Source organism: Natrarchaeobius halalkaliphilus (assembly GCF_003841485.1).
In the GTDB taxonomy this organism is placed as follows: domain Archaea; phylum Halobacteriota; class Halobacteria; order Halobacteriales; family Natrialbaceae; genus Natrarchaeobius; species Natrarchaeobius halalkaliphilus.
In genome coordinates this window covers 498,999-519,001 of sequence record NZ_REFY01000004.1, presented here as the reverse complement: position 1 = coordinate 519,001, position 20,003 = coordinate 498,999, and the positions used below count along the sequence as shown (strand labels likewise).

Here is a 20,003-nt window from a genome sequence, read left to right as displayed (position 1 = left end):
TCGTCTCGGTCACGCGCTGACTATTCTCCGAAGTATCGTACTTCCCATAATCACTTAATTTTTGTATTTGCGCGGAAAACTTTCCGAATATGAACGACGATAGATCTCCGTGGCAGATACTTCCTCGCAGCGTTCGGATCGTTCCTGCTGATCTCACAGCTGTTCTCGCGATAACGGTCGTAACGAACGTCGTCGTTTTCTTTCCGTTCGTCCGAGAATCTCCGCTTCGTCACCTCTGTGGTCTCGTCTTCCTTCTTTTCGTTCCTGGATATACACTCGTTTGCGCGCTGTTTCCAGAGGCGTCCAGGACGGCTGGAAACCTCCGGTCTGATCGATACCTGCGAGACGAGCGGGACGTCCCTCGAGGGGCGGGCGGGATCCGGTCACGGGCTGGAATCGACCTCGTTGAACGCATCGCGCTTTCGGTCGGCAGTAGCCTCATGATCGTTCCCGTGCTCGGATTACTCGTAGACGTCTCTCCGTGGCCACTCGGCCTCGAGTCGATCATGTTCAGCGTCACCGGATTCGTCGTCTGTTCCGGTGGCGCCGCTGCAGTTCGACGCCTGCAACTGCCGCCGGACGCTCGGTTTCGTCCCCGCCCGATCTCCTGGTCGGTAATCCGCCGGAGCAAGCAAGATGAACCCGAGACGAGAACGGATACGCTCCTGAACCTTCTGTTGATCGCCTCGATCGCGTTTGCGGTCGGAATCGTTACCGTTGCCGTCGTTGCACCGGCGGGCGGAGAAGAGTTCTCTTCGCTGACTCTCCTGACGGAAGACGACGACGGTGACCTCGTTGCCGGCGACTATCCGTCCGAGATCCAACGGGATGACGGCGCACCGTTCGTCACCGGTGTTACCAACCAGGAGCACAGAACGACGGCGTACACCGTCGTTGTCGTCGAGCAGCGGGCCCAGCGTACCGAATCGAACGGAACCGTCGTCACAGACCAACGGGAACTCGAGCGCTTCGAAACCGAACTCGGACACGGAGAATCGTGGTACCACGAACACGAGATCAGCCCGACGATGACTGGCGAGGTGCGCGTCGTCTGGTTGCTGTATCCGGGCGACGTGCCGGCCGAGCCCTCCATCGAGAACACCGAGTACCGCGTCCACCTGTGGCTGAATGCGCCCCCTTCTGACTGACCGGCTCCGTGTGATCGTTCACCGTCCTGCTCGTCGTCGAACCGCCCAGAGTACCGCGGCTGCCGTCAGAGTGGCGAGCGCGGGCCAGCGGTCGCTACTCCGAAAGAGACCACCCGACGGCGGCCGATACTCCGTAACCGGCCAGAGAACCGGGAACGCCTCGCCGGACCACGTGATTACCAGCAAATCCAGAAACAGATGGGACGTTGCACCGATCGCGAGGAGCGCGATTACCCGTCTCCGATGACCCGGCGCGACGAGCATCGATCCGAGAAGAATTATCACGACCGATCCACCGACGGTGTGGATCGCCATCCATCCCCACGGAATTCCGAGCAAATCCGAGACCGTTGCGTCGCTCACCAGAAGGTTGATCTTCTTGAAATCGGGAACGAGTGCTCCGATCATAACCATCGTCACGTGGGGCGATCCGGCCCATTCACACCGGAGAACGACGATCGTTCCAATGATGTAGCCGACCAGTACGTGCGTCAGCAGATCAGGCATCCTCGATCCCACGACCGGTCGTGTTCCGCTCCTCCTGTGCAGATCCGGCGGTTTCGGCTTCGCGCTCCGATTCGCTCGCGACGGTTGCTCGTCTGAAAACCCCCGCCGGGGCACACTGGTCTGATCGCGGAACGAACGCGACCCGCTCCCGGTCGAACCGCCAGCCCAGCACGAACCGACTGGCGACCCAGATCCCGGCGACACCGGAGATACCGTACATGTAGTACCGTTCCCACGGCTCCCGCGAACCCGGCCACTCGTCGACCGGAAACGCGTCCTCGAGAACCGGCGTTAGCTGATCGGAGCCTCCGCTCGAGACAACCCCTCCGATCGACGGTCTGCTCGATCCGAACCAGAGGGGAAGACAGACGAACGTCCCGATCAGCACTGCGACGACGAGGAGCCTACCTCGCTGACCGAGCGGTTCCGTTGTCGACATCAATTCACATTACTTTCCGTACGATTATGTGCCATTCGATATCGATCACGAGACAGAATGCGATAATTTAATGACTACTGCTTCCGACCAATACGTCGATATCCGATCGAGTCTCTGGTACCGGTCAGCGGTCGCTCCCGCTCTCGAATCCGGCTGCTCTCTCGCTCGCGCGAGAACGAACTATTCAAACAATAGGAAAAGAAATAAATATTTATACCCGAATAATGTATTCCACACTACTGGAGAAACTATGTCCGAACAGATGCTTTCTGATTCGATGACGGTCGTCGCAACCGACGACCACCTTGCAACGAGCATCGAGTGTGAGACCGTCATTTTGCAACTCGAGTCGGGTACGTACTACGGACTCAACGAGGTCGCATCACACCTCTGGGATCTGCTTCAGGAGCCACGAACCGTCGCGGAACTCCACGACGAACTCTGTACGACGTACGACGTCTCTGCCGAGCGATGTCGCCGGGACGTCGAATCCACGCTGACCAATCTGGCCGATATCGACCTCGTCGAGCTCGAACCGGAACGCAGTGTCTAGCACGTCCTATCAATGGGTCGCTTATCCGGATTCCTGTCGATTTCCGCCGGGGACAAAGTCAGAGTCGTGGTGGCGGCGACGCTCCTCCTGATCGTCCAGTTTGGCTTCGCCTTCGTTTCGTTTTCCTCTCTCAGACGCGTGTTACTCGGTGTGTCAACCACTCTCTCACGGATCGTTCCCGGAATTCCAGCGCCGATTCGCATCGCGTGGGCAGTCGAGGCGACGGACCGAAACGTGCCCGGGAAACGAACCTGCCTGATGCGTTCGCTGACGTCGGAGACGATGCATCGGCTGTACCACCACGATATTATCCACCGCATCGGCGTCGACCCGTCCGGGACCGACGCCGACGATCTCGAGACCGTGACCGTTTCTCGTGGTACGTTCGAGGCTCACAGCTGGATCGAACACGAGGGTGAGATCCTCCTCGGTGATCTCGAGGATCTGTCCCGGTTCGAGCCGTTGCCGCCGTTGAACGGAGCCGATGATCGATGAGTGCGATCGTTGGCCTGTTCGATCGAACGGACGGTCGCGTCGACGTCGAGACGGTCGTACCGATGCACGACCGGCTCTCTCATCGGGGAGCGGACGGCGGCGGACGCTGGGCCGACGACTGCGTCGGGCTCGGACACCAGCTGCTGGCCACGACGCCGGAGGCCGCGTTCGACGACCAGCCAGCTCGGGACGGACGGCTCGTCGTCACTGCCGACGCTCGCCTCGACAACCGCTCTGAGTTACTGGACGCACTTCCCGTTTCGAAGCCTCCGGCAACGATTCCCGATAGCGAATTGCTACGCTCGGCTTACCGACGCTGGGGAGAACGGTGCGTCGAACAACTCGTCGGCGCGTTTGCGTTCGCGATCTGGGATATCGAGAACCGCTCTCTGTTTTGCGCTCGCGATCACGTCGGCGTCAAACCGTTTTACTACTGCCTGACGGACGAGCTGTTCGCTTTCGCAACGGAGCTCAAGGGGTTGTTTCCGGTACCCGGCGTCGGAGCCATCGACGAAACGAAGATCGGCGATTTTCTGGTCGGATCGTTCGACGACGAGACGCGATCGTTCTACGAGTCGATCGAGCGACTTCCCCCCGCTCATGCGATGACCGTTGGAACTGAGTCGGGCGACGTCGACGTTCGCCGGTACTGGGACCTCGACCCCACGCGGACGATCACGCTCGAGTCGGATGCGGCCTACGAGCGGCGATTTCGAGAGCTGCTCGAGGATGCCGTTCGCTGTCGACTTCGAACCGACGGAACCGTCGGCTCCGACCTCAGCGGCGGACTCGACTCCTCGTCGGTTACGGTCGTCGCCAGGGATTTGCTCGATGCCGAGATCGAACGGAACGGAGGTGTATCCCGGTCGCTACACACGTTCTCGAACGTTTATGAAGACGCACCCTCGAGCGACGAGCGTGACTTCATCGAGACGGTGATCGACCGGTTCGAAATCACACCGCACTACATCTTCGACGGTGCGGGTGCACTCGTCGACTATGAGACGATGTGGTCGTATTTCGACCGTCCCCCACACAATACGTTACACTTTGCGCGATGGGAGAAAACCAAACGCGCCAGCGAGATCGGCGTCGACGTGATGCTCGGCGGCGAACTCGGTGACAGCGCGGTCGGATACGGGCTCGGCCTCCTCCCCCAATTGCTACGAACCGGTCGGTTTCGACACCTTCACCGCGAACTCTCCTCGATGGGAACGCTCGTCGGTGCACCGGTGCGCCACCTCCTCGTTCGACACGCCCTGTTCCCTCTGATTCCGGATCCCATTCGGCGTCAGTACCGCCGACTTCGAGGGCGACCAGTACTCGAGGAGGCGTCTAATCCCACGCTCGACCCCGAGTTCGTCGATCGTATCGGTCTGCGGGCTCGATCCAGGCGACACGCAACAACCTCGACCGCGATCAGACGGATCGATCGTGAATGGCAGTATCGGTCCATCACCTCCGGGATGAACGCTGCTAACTTCGAAACGAGCGACCTGATCGCCGGCACGTTCGGAATCGAACCGCGCTACCCGTTTACCGACAGACGGCTACTCGAGTTTTCGCTCGCGATTCCACCCACACAGCGGCTTGCGGACGGGATGACCAGGTCGATCCTTCGACGGTCCGTCTCCGATCTGCTCCCCGCAAAAATCCGCGACCGCCCCTGGAAGACGATGATGAACGAGGCGTTCTACGATGCGCTCGCCACGGAAGACGCCCGGCTTCGAACGCTCGTTACCGATCCAGGACCGCTCGAGGAATACCTAGACGTCACCGCGATGGCGGCTTCCCTGGAACGCTTCGAGGCCGCACCCGCAAGTCGGGACGCCCGCGCGCTCTGGCGAGCCCTCTCGCTTGCGGCGTGGCTCGAGAATCACAGCTGAACAGGTGTGCCGACCGACGTAGAACCTAATAAAATATATTAAACAAGGAAAAATTTATATAATATAGAATTGTATGTTTAGTAGATGTCCGAAGAATCAAACAGCACGTACGAAAGTCCAGCTGTCACCGAATACGGTTCGGTCGAATCGATCACTGAGAACGACAAGCACGGAAACGGCGACGACCAGTACTCGTCCGCGACGTCGCTGACCGGTTCGATCGTATAGACCGATCGACGTTCGAACGACACACCACAATTTCACATATTTTGGGCCGAAATCACCGTGAGGATCTCGAATCGATGGAATCTACCGGCCGATCCGACTCGATCACGAACTCTCGGTAATCGGTGCCTTTTCGAGCGAGCGCAGATCCGCGACGACGAGATCGACCACCTCCGACAGCGAGCGATGCGTTTTCGGTCGTCGAAGCACGCGAAACGGCACCGTTTCCGCAACGGTCGAGCACTGTCGAAAGTTGACCCCCGTGGCGTCGGTTTCCCCGAGCATCCCACCTGTGTACGTCCGTGAGATTAACTGGAACACCCGATCCGGCGGTTCGAGTCGCCCGAATTCGAGGTGGTCCGCTTCCTCGAGGAGGTAACATGCCCCCAGCGGTATCGGCTCGGGGGCCACGTCGAGGTGTTTGTACCGTTTTTTCGAATCAGTATCGGTCTCCGGTTGCGTCGTTCCCGTCACACCGAGCGCATCCACCGCGTCGGGCAGCAATCGAAGCTGTGGAACCCCCGGCAACACGGTCGGCTGTGACTCCTCGAATCGGATTCCAACGACATCGTCTTCGAGGATGGTTCGGCCCGCCGCGTGAAAGGCGGCGGCAGTCGTCGACTTTCCAGCACCCCGTGGTCCGAGAAAGACTGCGCCCGTTCCCTCCACGCTGACTGCACTCGCGTGGAGGACCAGCGCGTTTCGTTGATGTAAGAGCACCCCCATCATCTCGTTTTGCAAGAGTCGTCGGACCACTTTCGGCGGACGTTCTCCCGGCCGTCTTTCGAAGGCTGGACTCGGATCGAACAGGACCCGTTTCCCTTCTTCGACCAGAAACGTCCCGATGGTTTCGTACGACAGTCGACAGACACTCGAATCCGCCTCGATCCGTCTTCCTCCCTCGCCGGGAACGGACGACGGAACCGGGTCGACGTCTCCGAACCGGATGACGACGTCGACCGAGGAATCGCCTCGAGCGCTGATCGGTAACTCCGGGAGGTCGAACGCCGACCGTATCGTCAGTCCGTACGCTGTGTAACAGGTCATCGGCCGATCTATCCACTAATTCATGCTCTTATTACAATTAGTTATCTATTTACAACTATCGCTCGGCTGAGTCGGCTCTCAGTCCGTCGGCGGGGCGATGAGTCGAGCAGGCTGCTACGTCGAGGGCGGCGTCTCGAGCTGTGATTCGTACAGGGATGCGTAGTGTGAGTCGGTGTCGATCAGTTCCCGGTGCGTTCCCGATTCGACGATCTCGCCGTCAACGACGGTGTAAATCCGGTCCGCGTCGCTGATAGCCGACAGCCAGTGTCCGATGACGACTGTCGCGTACTCACGCCCCGTCGCTTGGATTTTCGACCGGATCGCCGCCGCCGTCGGTGAATCGAGTTCACTCGTCGCTTCGTCGAGAATCAGGACGTCCGCTCCCGTTAGCAGCGCCCGTGCGATCGCGACGCGTTGACGTTGACCACCGGAAAGCCGAACCCCGTCGTCACCGAGCCAGGTGTCGAGTCCGTTCGGCAGATCCTCGAGGAACGGTGACACCTGACTGATCTCACAGACCCGTTCGATCGCGGCGTCGGTCGCCTCGGGGTTCCCGATCGCGACGTTGTACCGAAGCGTTCCGGTGAACAGGTACGGATGCTGTGGAACGACTGCCACACGCTCTTGCCAGGACCCGCGATCGATTTCAGCGAGCGACACACCGTTCGCGTAGCGCGCTCCATCGTCGGGTTCGTACGCGCCGGTCAACAACGACACGATCGTCGACTTTCCGGCTCCCGACGGACCGACGAGTGCGACCGTCTCGCCACGCTCGAGATGCAAGCTGACGTCGCTAACGCCGCTCGACCGATCCTCGTTTCCGTCCGCGTTTTCGTCTCCGTGACCGTAGCGAAAACTCACGCCGTCGAACTCGACGCTCGTGACCGGACTGGGTGCCTGCGCGCCGTCTCTGGGCTCGCTGTGTCGCTCGAGCGAGTCGATGAGCGTCAGCGTTCGAACGAGATGCGGGAGTGAGCCGTCGATCGAGTACAGCGTATTGTTGAGCCGGCTAATCAGCGGTGAGAGACGGAACATCGCGAACAGAAAGACACCGAGCGCGGCGAGTGAAAGCGAGAGGAACGAAACCGCGAGATAGACCAGGACGAATACCACGAACGCGTTGAGGAGTTGGTTGATCTTTCCCAACGCGACCCGATTTCGCTCGAGTCTGACCCTGGTATCGACGAGCCGATCGTGTGACCGTCGGTATCGGTCGGTCAGATCCCCGTTCATCGAGAACAGCTTCACCTCGCGGCGTCCTCGAACACCCGCGTTGATGAGCGACTGGATCTCCTCGTTGGCCGTCGCGATTTCGTCTCCGATCCGGTACCCTGGCGTGAGCACGTAGCGCGTGAGGAAGACGACGATTCCGAGCACGACGATCGTCGCCAGAGTCAACGATGGTGAGAGTATCAGCGCGACCGATGCGTAGGCGATCGCGAAGAACACGTTCTCGATTGCACCGAGTACGTCGGTGAGAACGCGTGCGGACCGCTGTGTCTCCGTGACAATCGTGTTCACGACTTCGTCGCCGTCGACGGCATCGACGTGGGAGACTTCCGCCGACAGCAGCGCTTCGTAGGACTGTCGCCTGAGTTCTGCCATGTACCCGGTGGTGAGCGATGCCTGCATCCACCCGAGGAGAAAACTCGTCCCGTACCGGATCGTCATCACGACGGCGAGACCGAAAAGCAGCGTCTCGAGGGTTGCGCTAACGCCGATCACGGCGTACGTGCGAACGAAGACGGCAACCGGACCCGTCCCTTCGCCCGTGAGTTCGCCGTCGGTCTGTGCCGTCTCGATGATCGGGAGGAGAAACGTCAACCCGATTCCCTCGAAGAGTGCAGCGAACAGCTTCAACAGGAGAATAACCGCGGCATACTTCGGTCGATAGCGGATCACCTCTTCTAGGGCGTGGAGCTTTTCCTCTAGTCCTACCTGGTTTTCGCTCATTCGAGTCTCGACCGTTCGTCTTCGAACCCGCGTTCGATCGTTCGTTCGACGATACCGGTGGCATCCTCACTCATTGCGTTTCTCTCCGCACTTCGTCGGAGTTAGAAGCCGATTCAGCGTCGCTCGCCCGATTCGAAAGCACCGAACGAGGGAGTAGAGCGGTACGAGTGGTCGTGGGAGCGAAAGGAGCTCTATCTCTCCCCGGTCGGGTTCGATCGCTCCTTTGATCCAGAACGCAACTCTGTCCCGACGTCGATCGAGCGTCCGCGCTTGATACCGTTTCGTGTCCAGATGCCAGTACGTGGCCTCGTCGAACAGACGATTACGAACGTGGCTGGTAAGCGAATCGATTACCGGGTCCCTGTCGATCGCTCGACGGACGGTCTCTGGAAGCCCGACGCCGAGCAGTTCGTCGGCGACCGCGAGTCCGAGGTATAGCATTCGTTCGCGGCTGTGCCGCCTGGCGCGCTCGAGAACGGTATCCCAGTCGAACGACTGCGTGTTTATATATGCACAGACGTCACACAGCCACATCAGCCGCTCCCATCGATGCCGGGTTCCGTGGACACAGAGCATCAGCAACCGGTCTTCGTGACCGAGGACGGGAACGTCCGTTCCTGCGACCGGAAGCGTCGACCGACGCTCCCAGACGGTGCCGAGGTCGATCGTCGACGGAAACCGCCGTGAAACCACGCGCCAATGTAGTTCAACCTCAAACGGTTCGGTCCGGTGAACGAAGGCGTAGTCGCGGCTGAAACGTGCGTAGGCCCACCGCTGATTCTCGGTCAGGTCGCCTGTCGTCTCGAGAACGTACTGGTGGTCGTATCCGCGCTCCAGAAGAACCGACCTGAGGTCCGGTATCGACTCGCGCGAGACGAGAAAGTCGAGATCACCGAACTCGCGTCGACCGACGGATCCGAAGATAACCTCGCCGGCGACCGGGCCCCGGTAGGGTATCGCGCTTATTCCCTCGTTCTGAAACGCAGCCGAGAGCGTCGCGACTTCCTGAAACAGTCGAAGGTTCCGTTGAGACACGTATTTGGTCCGGTTTTCCAACGTTTGAAGATGACTGTCGGGAACGTTCTGTACCGAGTGCGTCTCGATCGCTGAGACGATCAGAGAGCTGACCCCATGCTTCGTTGCAAGTGCCACGACTCGATCCCATTCCAGGTCGGCGTCGACCCAGTCGAAGCGGCCTCTTCGGTTCCCGATCGCCGCGCGCACACAGTCCACGACGAATCGCTCGGCCGTCCGACCCCGCTCATCTCTCGACCGGTGTTCCGTTTTGCGCTGATCCATGTGGTCGTTCTCACCACTCGCGCTGGGACGCTCGCGAGTCGGCAGCGAACCCCCTTAGTTTGGTTCTCTTTCGTCGATTCATCGAGAATCAGAAACTGGGTACGATACGACCCGTGGAACCCCACACTGTCGACAAACGAGTGCAGGCCGGTCCTTGTGGTGTCCGCGTTCCAACGGTGCGTCACAGTCCGGACAGACCGTTCCATCGCGTATCCTATCTATGTTCACTGTTTCACAACTAGCGCGCGCCAAAATAAATACACCGATAATTCTATTGAATCTACTATACAAAACCTTCTATCAATAACTATTTAGAAACATGCTATAGGAGTAAGTATTAGTGCAACCATAATATCTATAAAACAAAGAGGGGTTCTATCTCGTATGGACCTCTCTGATCGAACGATCCTCCTGACTGGTGGTGCAGGCCTCGTCGGTTCCGAGCTCGCTCGAGAACTCACCGCCGAAAACGACGTTCTCGTAGTCGATGACCTTTCGAACGGGGTTCGAGGATGCGTTCCGTCGTCTGCCGAATTCGTCGAAGGTGACATCTCCGCGGCCGAGACGCTCGAAGGTGTCGTTACATCCGATATCGACGTCGTCATACACTGTGCAGCCGCGGATAAGTACGTAAACAGCGACGAACCTCGTCGACAGTTCGAGTCGAACGTTGGAATGACGCACTCCCTTCTCGAGCAAGTGGACGACGTCGGTATTACTGACGTCGTCTTCACCTCTTCATCGACGGTGTACGGTGAGGCACCGCGACCGACGCCCGAGGATTACGCTCCGCTCGAGCCGATCAGCGCCTACGGTGCAGCGAAACTCGCGGAAGAATCGATACTCTCCGTGTACGCACACACTCGAGACCTCTCCGTCTGGAACTTCAGATTCGCGAACGTCGTTGCTCCTCGGTCCGGTGCTGGCGTTATTCCGGATTTCGTCGAAAAGCTCGAACGTGATCCGGACACCCTCACTATCCTTGGAAACGGTCGTCAGGAGAAGTCGTACATGCACGTCGAAGATTGCGTGGATGCGATTCGGCACGTGACCGAACGTGCACCCCACTCGGCGGGGCCAATGCAGACGTACAACCTCGGGACGAAGACGACGACGTCCGTCGATCGAATCGCCGATATCGTCAGCGAGGAGATGACGCTCGATCCCGCCTACGAGTATACGGGCGGAGACCGTGGCTGGGCCGGCGACGTCCCGAAGATGCGACTCTCGGTCGAGAAGCTTTCTGCGCTCGGCTGGCAGCCGGAATACAGCAGCGATCAAGCGGTTCGCCAGGTTGCGCGAGAGCTCGCCACTGCGCCCTAGCCCAGATACACGGGTTACACTGTCTATGATTCAAACAGTCCGTCGGTCGCTCCGGTTCGATCGATGACCGGAACCGGAACGTTGGTTTCGCGGTTCAAAATCGAGCTCCTCGGTCAACTAGTGGCCGCCGTTTCCGGCGCCCTGCTGTTGGTCTCTCTCGCACGGTTCCTCGAGCCGGAAGCCTATGGTCTGTTGTTCCTTTCGATTTCGATATTCACGATACTGATGGTCGCTACGAAACTCGGAATCGGTCGGTCCGCGGGTCGCTATCTCTCCGAGTACAAAGACACTGATCCAGCGCAGATCCAACACATTATTCTGACGTCGCTTCTGTTGAACCTCTCTACCGTCGTCGTCGTCGGACTCGGACTCCTTCTGGGATACCGTCTTCTCGCCGAACTTCTCGGGGAGCCGGAGTTAGCTCCACTTCTCGCACTCGGTGTCTTGTACGTGGTGTTTGGTACGCTCACGAAGTACGTTCGGTTGGTGCTTCAGGGCTTCGAGGCCATCGAATCGGCCGCGGCTATTCATGCAATCGATCGCGGCGGACGGCTACTGTTTGCTATCGGGCTCGTCCTGCTAGGTTACGGTTCGATCGGTGCACTTGGCGGATACATCCTCAGCTACGTAGTTGCAACGCTAGTTGGACTCGCCTGGATTTACAGCCGCTACTATCGCCCTTTCCGACGGGATGTTCCGATTGAATCCGGGCTTCGACGACGGATCGCGGAGTATACTCTTCCGCTGACGGCGACCAGCACGGCAAACGTTATCGAAAAGCAGGTGGATACGGTGCTGGTTGGGTTTTTCCTCACACCGGTCGCAGTCAGCTACTACGTGATCAGCAAGCAGATCGTCGAGTTCGTAGAAAAGCCGGCGACTGCGCTCGGATTTACGCTGTCACCGACACTCGGTGCCGAAAAAGCGGACGACAATCTCGATCACGCTCGAGACATCATCGAAGTGGCGCTCGAAAAATCCCTGTTACTGTACATTCCCGCCGCGGCCGGGTTGATCGTAGTCGCTGAGCCGACTGTTCTCCACCTTTTCGGAGAAAAATACGCAGATGCGATTCCCGTCCTTCAAATACTGGGTATCTATACTGTCTTTCGAGTCATCACAAATACCGTCGGTCACGGCCTCGACTTCATGGGCCGCGCTCGCGAGCGGGCGATCGTCAAGGGGATTACCGCTGCTCTCAATTTCGTATTAAATATCCTGTTGATCCCGCGTATCGGCGTCGTCGGAGCCGCAATCGCAACGGTCTCGACGTACGGTCTGTTTACTGTTGCGAATCTGTATCTCGTCCATACGGAACTCGGTCTCCGAACCGGCTACCTTCTGAAACAGTTTGTACTTATTAGCAGTATAACGCTCGTTATGAGCGCTATCGTCTTTTTTTCTCTCGCGTACGTCTCCGGGTTGCTAACGCTTTTATCCGTCATCGCTTTCGGCACGTTCGTCTGGGGAACGTTGTCGATCTCAGTTGGTCTTCTCTCTTCCAGAGAGATCCGTTCGCTGTACTAGTCAATACGCGCCTAAAGGACATACACGCCTACTGTCGTACCAACTGTAACGGTTTACATACCCCTCGCGTAGCCGTCGTGCGATCAGATATGCATCGACTATCAGGTGCTTGCTCCGTGCGAAATGAACTGACCTCTCGGATCTGATCTTCACCAATTCCGTAAAATTTACGATCTATAGAGTACGAACAATTGTATGAACTATCGTGGATTAGGGGATGACGAACTCTACAAAACACTAGTTGCGATTTGTTTTGTCCTCAGCGGAGTTGCCGCACTGCTTGCCGTTCGATATCCGGCGACCGGCTATGAACTCAGCGTTTACCGTTCGACCCCCCGCTCGTTCTGGATCCTCCTTTCGCTATCCGTTGTACTTTCTACGTATGTCTCTTTTTCACGCGTAGAGTCGAGCAAACAGAATCGATTGGGGCTCTTCGCGACGACGTATTCTGCCTCCCTCGTCGTTTTCCTCCCTCTCCTTCGCAACTATCACTTTCTCGGGGAGGGTGATATGTTAACCCATCTTGGCTGGACGCGCGAATTGCTGGCTGGAGGCAGAGCGTCGACCGATCTGCTCTATCCCGCAGTTCACCTTCTCGCGAGTATGATAACGCGGACTTCGAACCTGTCCGTTCGAACGTCTCTTATGCTTCTATCACCGATCTTCGTCGGTTTATTCGTTACCTTTGTCTCGCTTTTCGTACGACGAATAGACCACGAAACCGGGGCGACGACGCTGGGTGTTTTTTTTGCGCTTTTTTTGCTCCCGATCAACCACGTCACTTTGCACGTCGAACCCTCTCCCCGAAATCTCGCGTTGTTTGCGGTACCGTTCGTCCTCTTCGCCGTTTATCTCGTTCTGATCGAACAGACGATCCGTACTCGTCTGATCGCTCTGCTTGCATTTTTTGGCTTGCTCGTTTTTCATCCGATGTTCGCGGTCGTTCTGACCGCCTTCCTTTCGGTTGTCGCCGTCGCGATCTGGGTCTTCCAGCACCTGACATCGACCGACGAGTACCGTGCCGGGACGGTATTCCTCCAATCGCTCGTTCTCGGGGTCTGTACGTGGGCCTGGATCCGGTTCGAAAACGTCTTCACCACCTTCGTTTCCGGACTGATCTTCTACGCCCTCGAGGGCGCCGAAACTGCGGGTGACGTCTCTCAGCGCGGAGCTTCGGTCGCTGAAGTCGGCGGAACCCTCGGATCGCTCTTTGTGAAACTCTTCGTCGTCAGTTTGATCGTCAGTATCGTCGTCGCCGCGTACACCTCCGATCGAGCGGTCGCGTTGGTACGTCGAGGACGATCGATCGAGACACCCCACATTTCACGAGAAATCTTGTCGCTGAGTTTCGTATTCGCCCTCGTTCCGATCGGTGCGATGATGTTGCTTTTTCTCGTCACCAACCGAACGACCATGTTTTTCCGATTCGCCGGTTTTGTGATGGTGATTTTCACCATCGTCGGTGCCGTTGCAACGAGACGGTACGCCGTCACGGTCGTTCGATTGGACTCTCGGCTGGTTCTCCTTCCCTGTATTATCCTCCTTTTGGGACTGTCGCTTCTCATCGTTCACCCCTCTGGATACATCCACCAGGATACGGAGCACGTGACTGACGCGGATATGACTGGATACGAGTCGCTCTTCGAGTACGAACAGTTCGACGTTCGACACGATCACGTTCGTTCACATGCGAGTCGGTACGGACATGCGATCAACGGTCCTGCTGAACGCGACCGCCGAGAGTACTATCACGACGGATGGCGACGTGGGGGAGCGCCAGACAACTTTGCGTCCCAGGACCTCCCGACGGAATATCCCTCTGATACGTATCTCACCATCAGTAGTGCTGATGAACGACGCGAGAGTGACCTCTACAGCGGATTCCGATTCACCGACGACGATTTCGAATATCTCGATCGGGACACGGATATCCACAGGGTGCATACCACGGGCGAGTTCAGAACGTACTACGTAACCACCAGCAGGGCCGATTAATGATCAGCCGTAATTTCGGGCGCAATGTCAGTTAGATCCGGATGATCGAGGTAGTCGCGTGTCGATTCGGGCAGCGCTTGCACCGACGAACTATCCGCGATCTCTTTTCGTCGATTCATCCATTCTTCGTGTCTCACCAGTACCCGAACCGGGATCTCGTTCAACGAGAGCACTTTCGCTATGAACAGTCGATGGTTTCCGTTGCCGTTGAAAATAATCTCACCGTCCCTTCCGATGTTTACGCAGACCTGGTCGAGAGAATCGTCTTCACTGTACCCGTCCCCTTCAATGCTGGTATACAGTTCGTCTATCTCTTTGTACCGCCGACTGACGTCTGCTCTCGTCGTACAGCCATCGTAACTTCCGCCACGCTCGGCTAACTCCAGTATCCGATCGTATATTCCGGTTTCGTCCCAGGGGATCCCTTTTTCATACCTGTCAACGACCGCGGTATACTTCGGGAGATCCGTGACGCTCTTTTTGGCGTTGTCCCACCGTCCACCTCGAACCGTCGCCCCCGCGTAGTACGCGACGCTGAACGTTCCACCGTATCGAAACGGGTTGTTCGTAAACTGTCCGCCGTAATACTCGATCTCCGATGGATCAACGTCGATCGTTCTGTACGGATGAGGATAGTGGTCTTTCCAGAGGGAGACGCCGAGACGGACGTATCTGAGACTGTACATCGCCGCGATCGCCACGATCGCGGTACCGATCCGGAGGACCTCATTTTTCAACGTACCGGTATACATCGTATACCTCTTCGGCTATCTCGTTCCAGGTGTACCGTGTTCCGTACTCTAAGATCGTCTCTCGCTGCCACGTTTTCGAGAGCCCCTTTTGAAGTACCTCCACGAGCGCGTTTTCATCGTTCGGTTGACAGAGTAGCCCGTACTCATCACTGGTGATGATCTCGCTTACGCCACCGACGTTCGTTCCGACGTACGGTTTTCCACATCCTAATGCCTCGAACATGACCGTCGGATTGCCCTCCGACTCGCTAGCGAGTGCGAAAATGTCGCATGCGTTCAGCCAGTTCGCGAGCTCCTCGTCCGATATGAAACCGAGAACACGAATCTCGACCGATCCGTCGCTGTATCGCCTCGCCAGACGCTCCAGCTTCTTTCTCTCTTTCCCCCGCCCTCCAATCGCACAGACGATCGGCTCGTCGTGTTCTACGGCCGAGATCGCTCGAATCAATAACTTGAACCGCTTTCGCGGAATCAATCCCCCGAGCGAAAAGACGATTTTTGCGCCTTCGGAGATACCGATCTCTTCGCGAGCATTCGCGGCCTTTTTCAGCGGCAATCGATCCCGATCGTACCCGTTTGGAATCGCATACACGCTCTCGTTGAACTCGGAGAGCGTTTCACAGTCCTTTTCGTTTACTCTGATTATCGCATCGACGTTTCTCCACGTCCAGTAGAGCTCTTCGTTTCCCGACTGGAGTTCTTCTCTGAGTCGATCTTCGTTCTCGTGAACAGTCAGTACGGTGGATAGTCCGAACTCCTCTCCCAGTCTCGTCGCAACGTATCCTGCCGTCCAGCTAAAGTGTGCGTGGATGATATCGAACGATTCTATTCGCCCCCTGAGTTTGGCTTTCGTTGCCCAGTAGTGATGTTTTCCGAGCCGTTTGTACCACTGTTCGATGGGTGCATACGTAAGCGCCAATGGTACGATTTCGACGTTCTCCGGCGCGGAATCCGCTATCTTGAAATCCCGACCGTATTTTTTCAACGTGTCCCACTCGAGTATCCCGGAGAGATCGGTGACTCTGTTGTACCGGACGAGAACAAGTATTTCCTCGAAGGTATCTGCAATCGCGTCTATCTGTCCTTTGGTAAAGTTGCTGTAGTTGTGGGTGATAACGAGGAGTTTTTTGCCACTGGCGTACTGTTCCGCTGTCGTTGAGTTCCTTTCCGGAACGTCAGTTACTGTGTTACTCATGCTTTGTGATCTCTTGAATCATGTACTCCGTCGTGTCCACCTTCTCCGAAAGCAACCGCTCTCTTTTCCGCTCCCAGGTCTGTGCTGACGTATTCCGAAGTATCTCGAGCGCTTTCTCAATGCTCTTTGACTGCCTGTCCGCTCCGTTGTACTCGAATATCAGCCCGTACTGTTCACTGAGTTCGGTGACGTATCCGAGCTCGATCGAGGATGCGTATATCGCGGGCGTCCCGAGCACCGCACTTTCCGTTGCCATCGTCGGACTTTCACCGACGAACAGCTCCGAGTAGTACATCAGGTCGTGTATCTGACACGGCGAGATGTCGATCCGGTGTTGCTCGAGCGAGTTCGGGAGCGGACTTTCCGACGTAAGTAACACGCGTGCTCCCGTTCGTTCCAGTCGTGACACGACCTCCTGCGTCCGATCGAAACCGCTGTTTCCAACGTCGTGGGCTGCATCCCACGAAACGAGACGCATGACGACGAGCGACTCATCTTCTCGAGCGTCAATATCCGCTAAAACGTCCGGATTCGGTTCGAATCGATCCGGGTGGAGGTATGCAAGCTCATGGTACCCGGAATATCTGATCTGCTTTTCACCGATCTCGTTTCGGTAACACGTCGGCGTATACACTGCATCACAGAACGGAAATGCCAGTTTGTTCTGTAGCGTCGCGTGTTCCGTATCGGTAAAGATCAATCCGGTGCTCCCGACCACTGTGGCGACGTGAGCGACCCCAGGTTCGGCTATCGCGGCCATTACATCCGGTTCGATCTCCCTCGCTCTTCGCAGTAGCCGACTCTCGTAGATCAGTTGCGTATACGCCAACTCGAGAAACGAGTTCGTTGGTCCGGCTAACGTTTCGTACGGAATGCCGTACCCCTCGAGTAGTTCGGTCGCAACGTCTTTTTCTCTCACGAAGACCGTGACCTGATGGTGCTCCGAAAGCTGTCTCACTGCGTTTTTAAAGAAATGAACGTGAGCGGGATGTTGGATCGTAACTACGATCTTCATTCGAACACCGCCATCTCATCGTCTTCGCTTTCTTTCAGGTCGAACACCATCGCGAGCGTGATGAACATGCTGCCAATCGAAACGAGTAGCAAACTGGATGCTGTTCGCACGAACAACGGGTCGTTCAGGGCGTATTTTGCATAGAGGGTCCACGAGAATCCCAGCGCACCGACTCCGATCGTTCCCGCACCCAACAGATAAAATAGCGCTAACGGATGGAAGTCCAGAACGAGATACTTTGCTTTCAATCGCCAGAGGAAGTTTCGAAACAACATCGCGGAAACGTTCGGAACGTACCTCGTATAGGTTATGCTCGACTCTTCGTCACCGTAGACTGCCGGCATCGCCACGTCTGCTACCCGCATTCCGTTCACGTTCAGCTTGACGAGCAGATCGTTGCAGTAGCCGTAGTACTCGTACATGTTCTCTACGCCCACGGTGGCCAGCGCTTGATGAGATATCGCCGTATATCCGTTCTGGGGATCCATCGTCTTCCAGTAGCCGCTGGCGATCTTCGTCAGGAACGTCAGGATAGTGTTTCCGACGAAGCGAAACGTCGGCATCGCTCCCCGGTACTCGGGGTACAGCAGCCGGTTTCCCTTCGAATAATCGGCATCGTCGTCCACGATCGGATCGAGCAACCGGGACAGCTGTGAAAGATCCATCTGGCCGTCGCCATCGACGGTTGCCGTGACGTCCAGTCCGTCCTCCAGTGCCGCCAGATATCCCGTTTTGATCGCCCCGCCAGCGCCGAGGTTCTCGTGGTGTTGAATCGGCGTGACGCGACCGACCGCATCGTGTACCGTTGCCCGCCGCGCGAGCACCGATCCGCTCCCGTCCGTCGCAAGCGGTACGTCGCTCGATTGGGTGTCCCGTGGTGGCTGGCCGTCGTGCTGGTTGGAATCCACCCGAGCCGCCTCGAGAACGTCGTCCCAGGTGGTGTCGCTAGAGCAATCGTCGACCACGAAAACCGAATCCACGTACGCAGGCATCTCTCGAATGACGTCGCCGATGAACCCCGCTTCGTTGTACGCTGGAACGACGACGCCGATCGAGTGGTCCCTGTACATTAGAGCCTCCGATAAACGAACCCGTGTTCGGCCGCCTGGGATTCGAATACGCCGTCGATGTCGACCAGTACGGGATCGTCGCTCATCTCGAAAGCGAGGTCACCGAAGCTCAGCCCGTAGAACTCGTCGTGGACGGTCCCGATCAGAATTCCGTCAAACCCCACAGCGGAGAGTTCCTCCTGGATGTCGATGTTGAACTCGTCTTCCGTGACCACCGTTTCAGCACGCGGATCGAATCCCGAAACTGAGACGCCGTAGTCCTGTAGCGAATCGATCACGCCACCGATTTTGGACGTTCTGATGTCCGCGACGTTTGGTTTGTACGTCAGCCCAGCGACCAGCACACGACTGTCCCGTAATACGTTTCCGGCTTCGTTGAGTGCCTTGACCGTCATCTCCGCGACGTGGCTCGGAACGTACTCGTTGACCTCGCGAGCGGTTCGCATCAGTTCCGGTGAGAAGTCGTTTCGTTCGCTCTGGTAGATCAGGTAAAACGGATCGACTGGAATGCAGTGGCCGCCCACGAGACCGGGGCGATACTCGTGGAAGTTCCACTTCGTTCCGGCGGCTTCGAGCACCGCTCGAGTGTCGACATCGAGGTGATCACAGGCAACAGCCAGTTCGTTGACCAGCGCAATGTTGAGATCGCGCTGAGTGTTCTCCACGCACTTTGCGGCCTCTGCGGTTTCGATCGTCGGGGCTCGATGGACGCCCGCGTCGACGACGCTCTCGTAGAGCGAGGCGATTTCCGTGAGTGTCTCGTCGGTCAGCGCACTGACGATCTTGACGACGTTTCGCAGATCGTGTTTCTCGTCGCCGGGGACCATACGCTCTGGCGAGTATCCGACGCCGAACGATTCGCCAGCGGTCATCTCGGCGGTCGATTCGATCGCCGGAACGAATACCTCCTTGGTCGCACCGGGATAGACCGTCGACTCGAGTACGACAGCCGTACCGTCCTCGAGATGGGTGCCGACGGTCCGACCGACCGACTCGACGAGATCGAGGTTCGGTTTTTCGAGATCGTCGACTGGAGTCGGAACGGCGACGATAACGTACTCCGCGCTCGCGATCGCTTCGGCATCGCTCGTGAACTCGATCGAGCTTCCGTCGATCGCATCGTCACCGACGTCGCCCGTCGGATCGACTCCCGACTCGAGGCGAGCGATTTTGCTCGAATCGACGTCGTAGCCGCTGACCTCGTGTCCCGCCTCGCTAAATTCGTAGGCGAGGGGGAGGCCGACGTAGCCTAGCCCGACGACGCAGATACGGACGTGATCGATCGAGCGGTCCAATTCGGACTCGTGTTCGGATTCTGAATACAGTCGTTCGTGTTCCTTCATGAGTTTGTTGCGTAGCTGACTGGGGGTGTGCGTGCCGAGCCGGATGTGACATCAGCCGTCGTCGAACACCGCGGCTCGACGTCGAAGTGATTCACCTCGGTGTGTTCACCCGACTTCTCGGGAGATAATTTCACACTAATAGTAATATATCTATCGACTTGAAAAAACCATTCAATCACAAAATAAGTAACTACGATGACGAAGTCTATGAATATTATTCCGTGAGACCTA

18 protein-coding genes are annotated in these 20,003 nt (G+C 57.4%); 8 read left to right on the top strand and 10 right to left on the bottom strand.

Features of this window, described 5'->3' with window-relative positions:
- The first annotated feature begins 89 nt into the window (after positions 1-89).
- Positions 90-1,148 (top strand): DUF1616 domain-containing protein, encoded by a 1,059-nt coding sequence (locus EA462_RS12625; protein ID WP_124178924.1) that lies wholly within the window; start codon positions 90-92, stop codon positions 1,146-1,148.
- 18 nt (positions 1,149-1,166) lie between these two features.
- Here EA462_RS12625 and EA462_RS12620 read toward each other — a convergent pair whose 3' ends face one another.
- Positions 1,167-1,655: a metal-dependent hydrolase gene (locus EA462_RS12620; protein WP_124178923.1), complete on the bottom strand. Its 489-nt coding sequence runs from the start codon at positions 1,653-1,655 to the stop codon at positions 1,167-1,169.
- A complete protein-coding gene (locus tag EA462_RS12615) occupies positions 1,648-2,094 on the bottom strand; it encodes a hypothetical protein (RefSeq protein WP_124178922.1) in 447 nt (148 codons plus the stop codon). The genes EA462_RS12620 and EA462_RS12615 overlap by 8 nt, the downstream gene beginning before the upstream one ends.
- 250 nt (positions 2,095-2,344) lie before the next feature.
- On the opposite strand from EA462_RS12615, the gene EA462_RS12610 reads away from it, so the two are divergent.
- The 4 genes from EA462_RS12610 to EA462_RS12595 all read left to right on the top strand — a co-directional run bounded on the left by EA462_RS12610 (position 2,345) and on the right by EA462_RS12595 (position 5,256).
- A complete protein-coding gene (locus tag EA462_RS12610) occupies positions 2,345-2,647 on the top strand; it encodes a PqqD family protein (RefSeq protein WP_243641411.1) in 303 nt (100 codons plus the stop codon).
- A 12-nt stretch (positions 2,648-2,659) separates the two neighbouring features.
- Positions 2,660-3,142 carry a lasso peptide biosynthesis B2 protein gene (locus tag EA462_RS12605; protein WP_124178921.1) on the top strand — a complete coding sequence of 161 codons (483 nt, stop codon included), beginning with the start codon at positions 2,660-2,662 and terminating at the stop codon, positions 3,140-3,142.
- Positions 3,139-5,028, top strand: coding sequence for an asparagine synthase-related protein (locus tag EA462_RS12600; protein ID WP_124178920.1), 1,890 nt, complete (start codon positions 3,139-3,141; stop codon positions 5,026-5,028). Before EA462_RS12605 ends, EA462_RS12600 begins: the two co-directional genes overlap by 4 nt.
- A gap of 84 nt (positions 5,029-5,112) precedes the next feature.
- Positions 5,113-5,256 carry a lasso RiPP family leader peptide-containing protein gene (locus EA462_RS12595; protein WP_124178919.1) on the top strand — a complete coding sequence of 48 codons (144 nt, stop codon included), beginning with the start codon at positions 5,113-5,115 and terminating at the stop codon, positions 5,254-5,256.
- Positions 5,257-5,358: 102 nt separating this feature from the next.
- On the opposite strand, the gene EA462_RS12590 is transcribed toward EA462_RS12595, so the two are convergent.
- The 3 genes from EA462_RS12590 to EA462_RS12580 form a co-directional block, all read right to left on the bottom strand.
- On the bottom strand, positions 5,359-6,300 hold the full coding sequence (locus tag EA462_RS12590; protein ID WP_124178918.1) for a hypothetical protein: 942 nt from the start codon (positions 6,298-6,300) through the stop codon (positions 5,359-5,361).
- Between the two features lie 114 nt (positions 6,301-6,414).
- A complete protein-coding gene (locus tag EA462_RS12585) occupies positions 6,415-8,253 on the bottom strand; it encodes an ABC transporter ATP-binding protein (protein ID WP_124178917.1) in 1,839 nt (612 codons plus the stop codon).
- 66 nt (positions 8,254-8,319) lie between these two features.
- A complete protein-coding gene (locus EA462_RS12580) occupies positions 8,320-9,552 on the bottom strand; it encodes a nucleotidyltransferase domain-containing protein (RefSeq protein ID WP_124178916.1) in 1,233 nt (410 codons plus the stop codon).
- Positions 9,553-9,936: 384 nt separating this feature from the next.
- Here EA462_RS12580 and EA462_RS12570 point away from each other — a divergent pair, with 384 nt between their 5' ends.
- From EA462_RS12570 to EA462_RS12560, 3 genes are all read left to right on the top strand, one after another.
- The gene (locus tag EA462_RS12570) at positions 9,937-10,875 is read left to right on the top strand and encodes an NAD-dependent epimerase/dehydratase family protein (RefSeq protein WP_124178914.1); all 939 of its coding nucleotides are present in this window, start codon (positions 9,937-9,939) and stop codon (positions 10,873-10,875) included.
- A 63-nt stretch (positions 10,876-10,938) separates the two neighbouring features.
- Positions 10,939-12,402 (top strand): flippase, encoded by a 1,464-nt coding sequence (locus tag EA462_RS12565; RefSeq protein WP_124178913.1) that lies wholly within the window; start codon positions 10,939-10,941, stop codon positions 12,400-12,402.
- Positions 12,403-13,185: 783 nt separating this feature from the next.
- On the top strand, positions 13,186-14,397 hold the full coding sequence (locus EA462_RS12560; RefSeq protein WP_124178912.1) for a hypothetical protein: 1,212 nt from the start codon (positions 13,186-13,188) through the stop codon (positions 14,395-14,397).
- On the opposite strand, the gene EA462_RS12555 is transcribed toward EA462_RS12560, so the two are convergent.
- From EA462_RS12555 to EA462_RS12535, 5 genes are read right to left on the bottom strand one after another with little or no spacing between them, the layout of a single operon-like run.
- Positions 14,394-15,149: a hypothetical protein gene (locus EA462_RS12555; RefSeq protein ID WP_124178911.1), complete on the bottom strand. Its 756-nt coding sequence runs from the start codon at positions 15,147-15,149 to the stop codon at positions 14,394-14,396. The genes EA462_RS12560 and EA462_RS12555 overlap by 4 nt on opposite strands.
- Positions 15,124-16,344 (bottom strand): glycosyltransferase, encoded by a 1,221-nt coding sequence (locus tag EA462_RS12550; protein WP_124178910.1) that lies wholly within the window; start codon positions 16,342-16,344, stop codon positions 15,124-15,126. Before EA462_RS12550 ends, EA462_RS12555 begins: the two co-directional genes overlap by 26 nt.
- Positions 16,337-17,359 carry a DUF354 domain-containing protein gene (locus EA462_RS12545; RefSeq protein ID WP_124178909.1) on the bottom strand — a complete coding sequence of 341 codons (1,023 nt, stop codon included), beginning with the start codon at positions 17,357-17,359 and terminating at the stop codon, positions 16,337-16,339. The genes EA462_RS12550 and EA462_RS12545 overlap by 8 nt, the downstream gene beginning before the upstream one ends.
- Complete coding sequence (locus EA462_RS12540; protein WP_124178908.1) at positions 17,356-18,429, bottom strand: glycosyltransferase family 2 protein; 1,074 nt, start codon at positions 18,427-18,429, stop codon at positions 17,356-17,358. Before EA462_RS12540 ends, EA462_RS12545 begins: the two co-directional genes overlap by 4 nt.
- Positions 18,429-19,772, bottom strand: a complete 1,344-nt coding sequence (locus EA462_RS12535; RefSeq protein ID WP_124178907.1) for a nucleotide sugar dehydrogenase — start codon at positions 19,770-19,772, stop codon at positions 18,429-18,431. Before EA462_RS12535 ends, EA462_RS12540 begins: the two co-directional genes overlap by 1 nt.
- Positions 19,773-20,003: the final 231 nt, after the last annotated feature.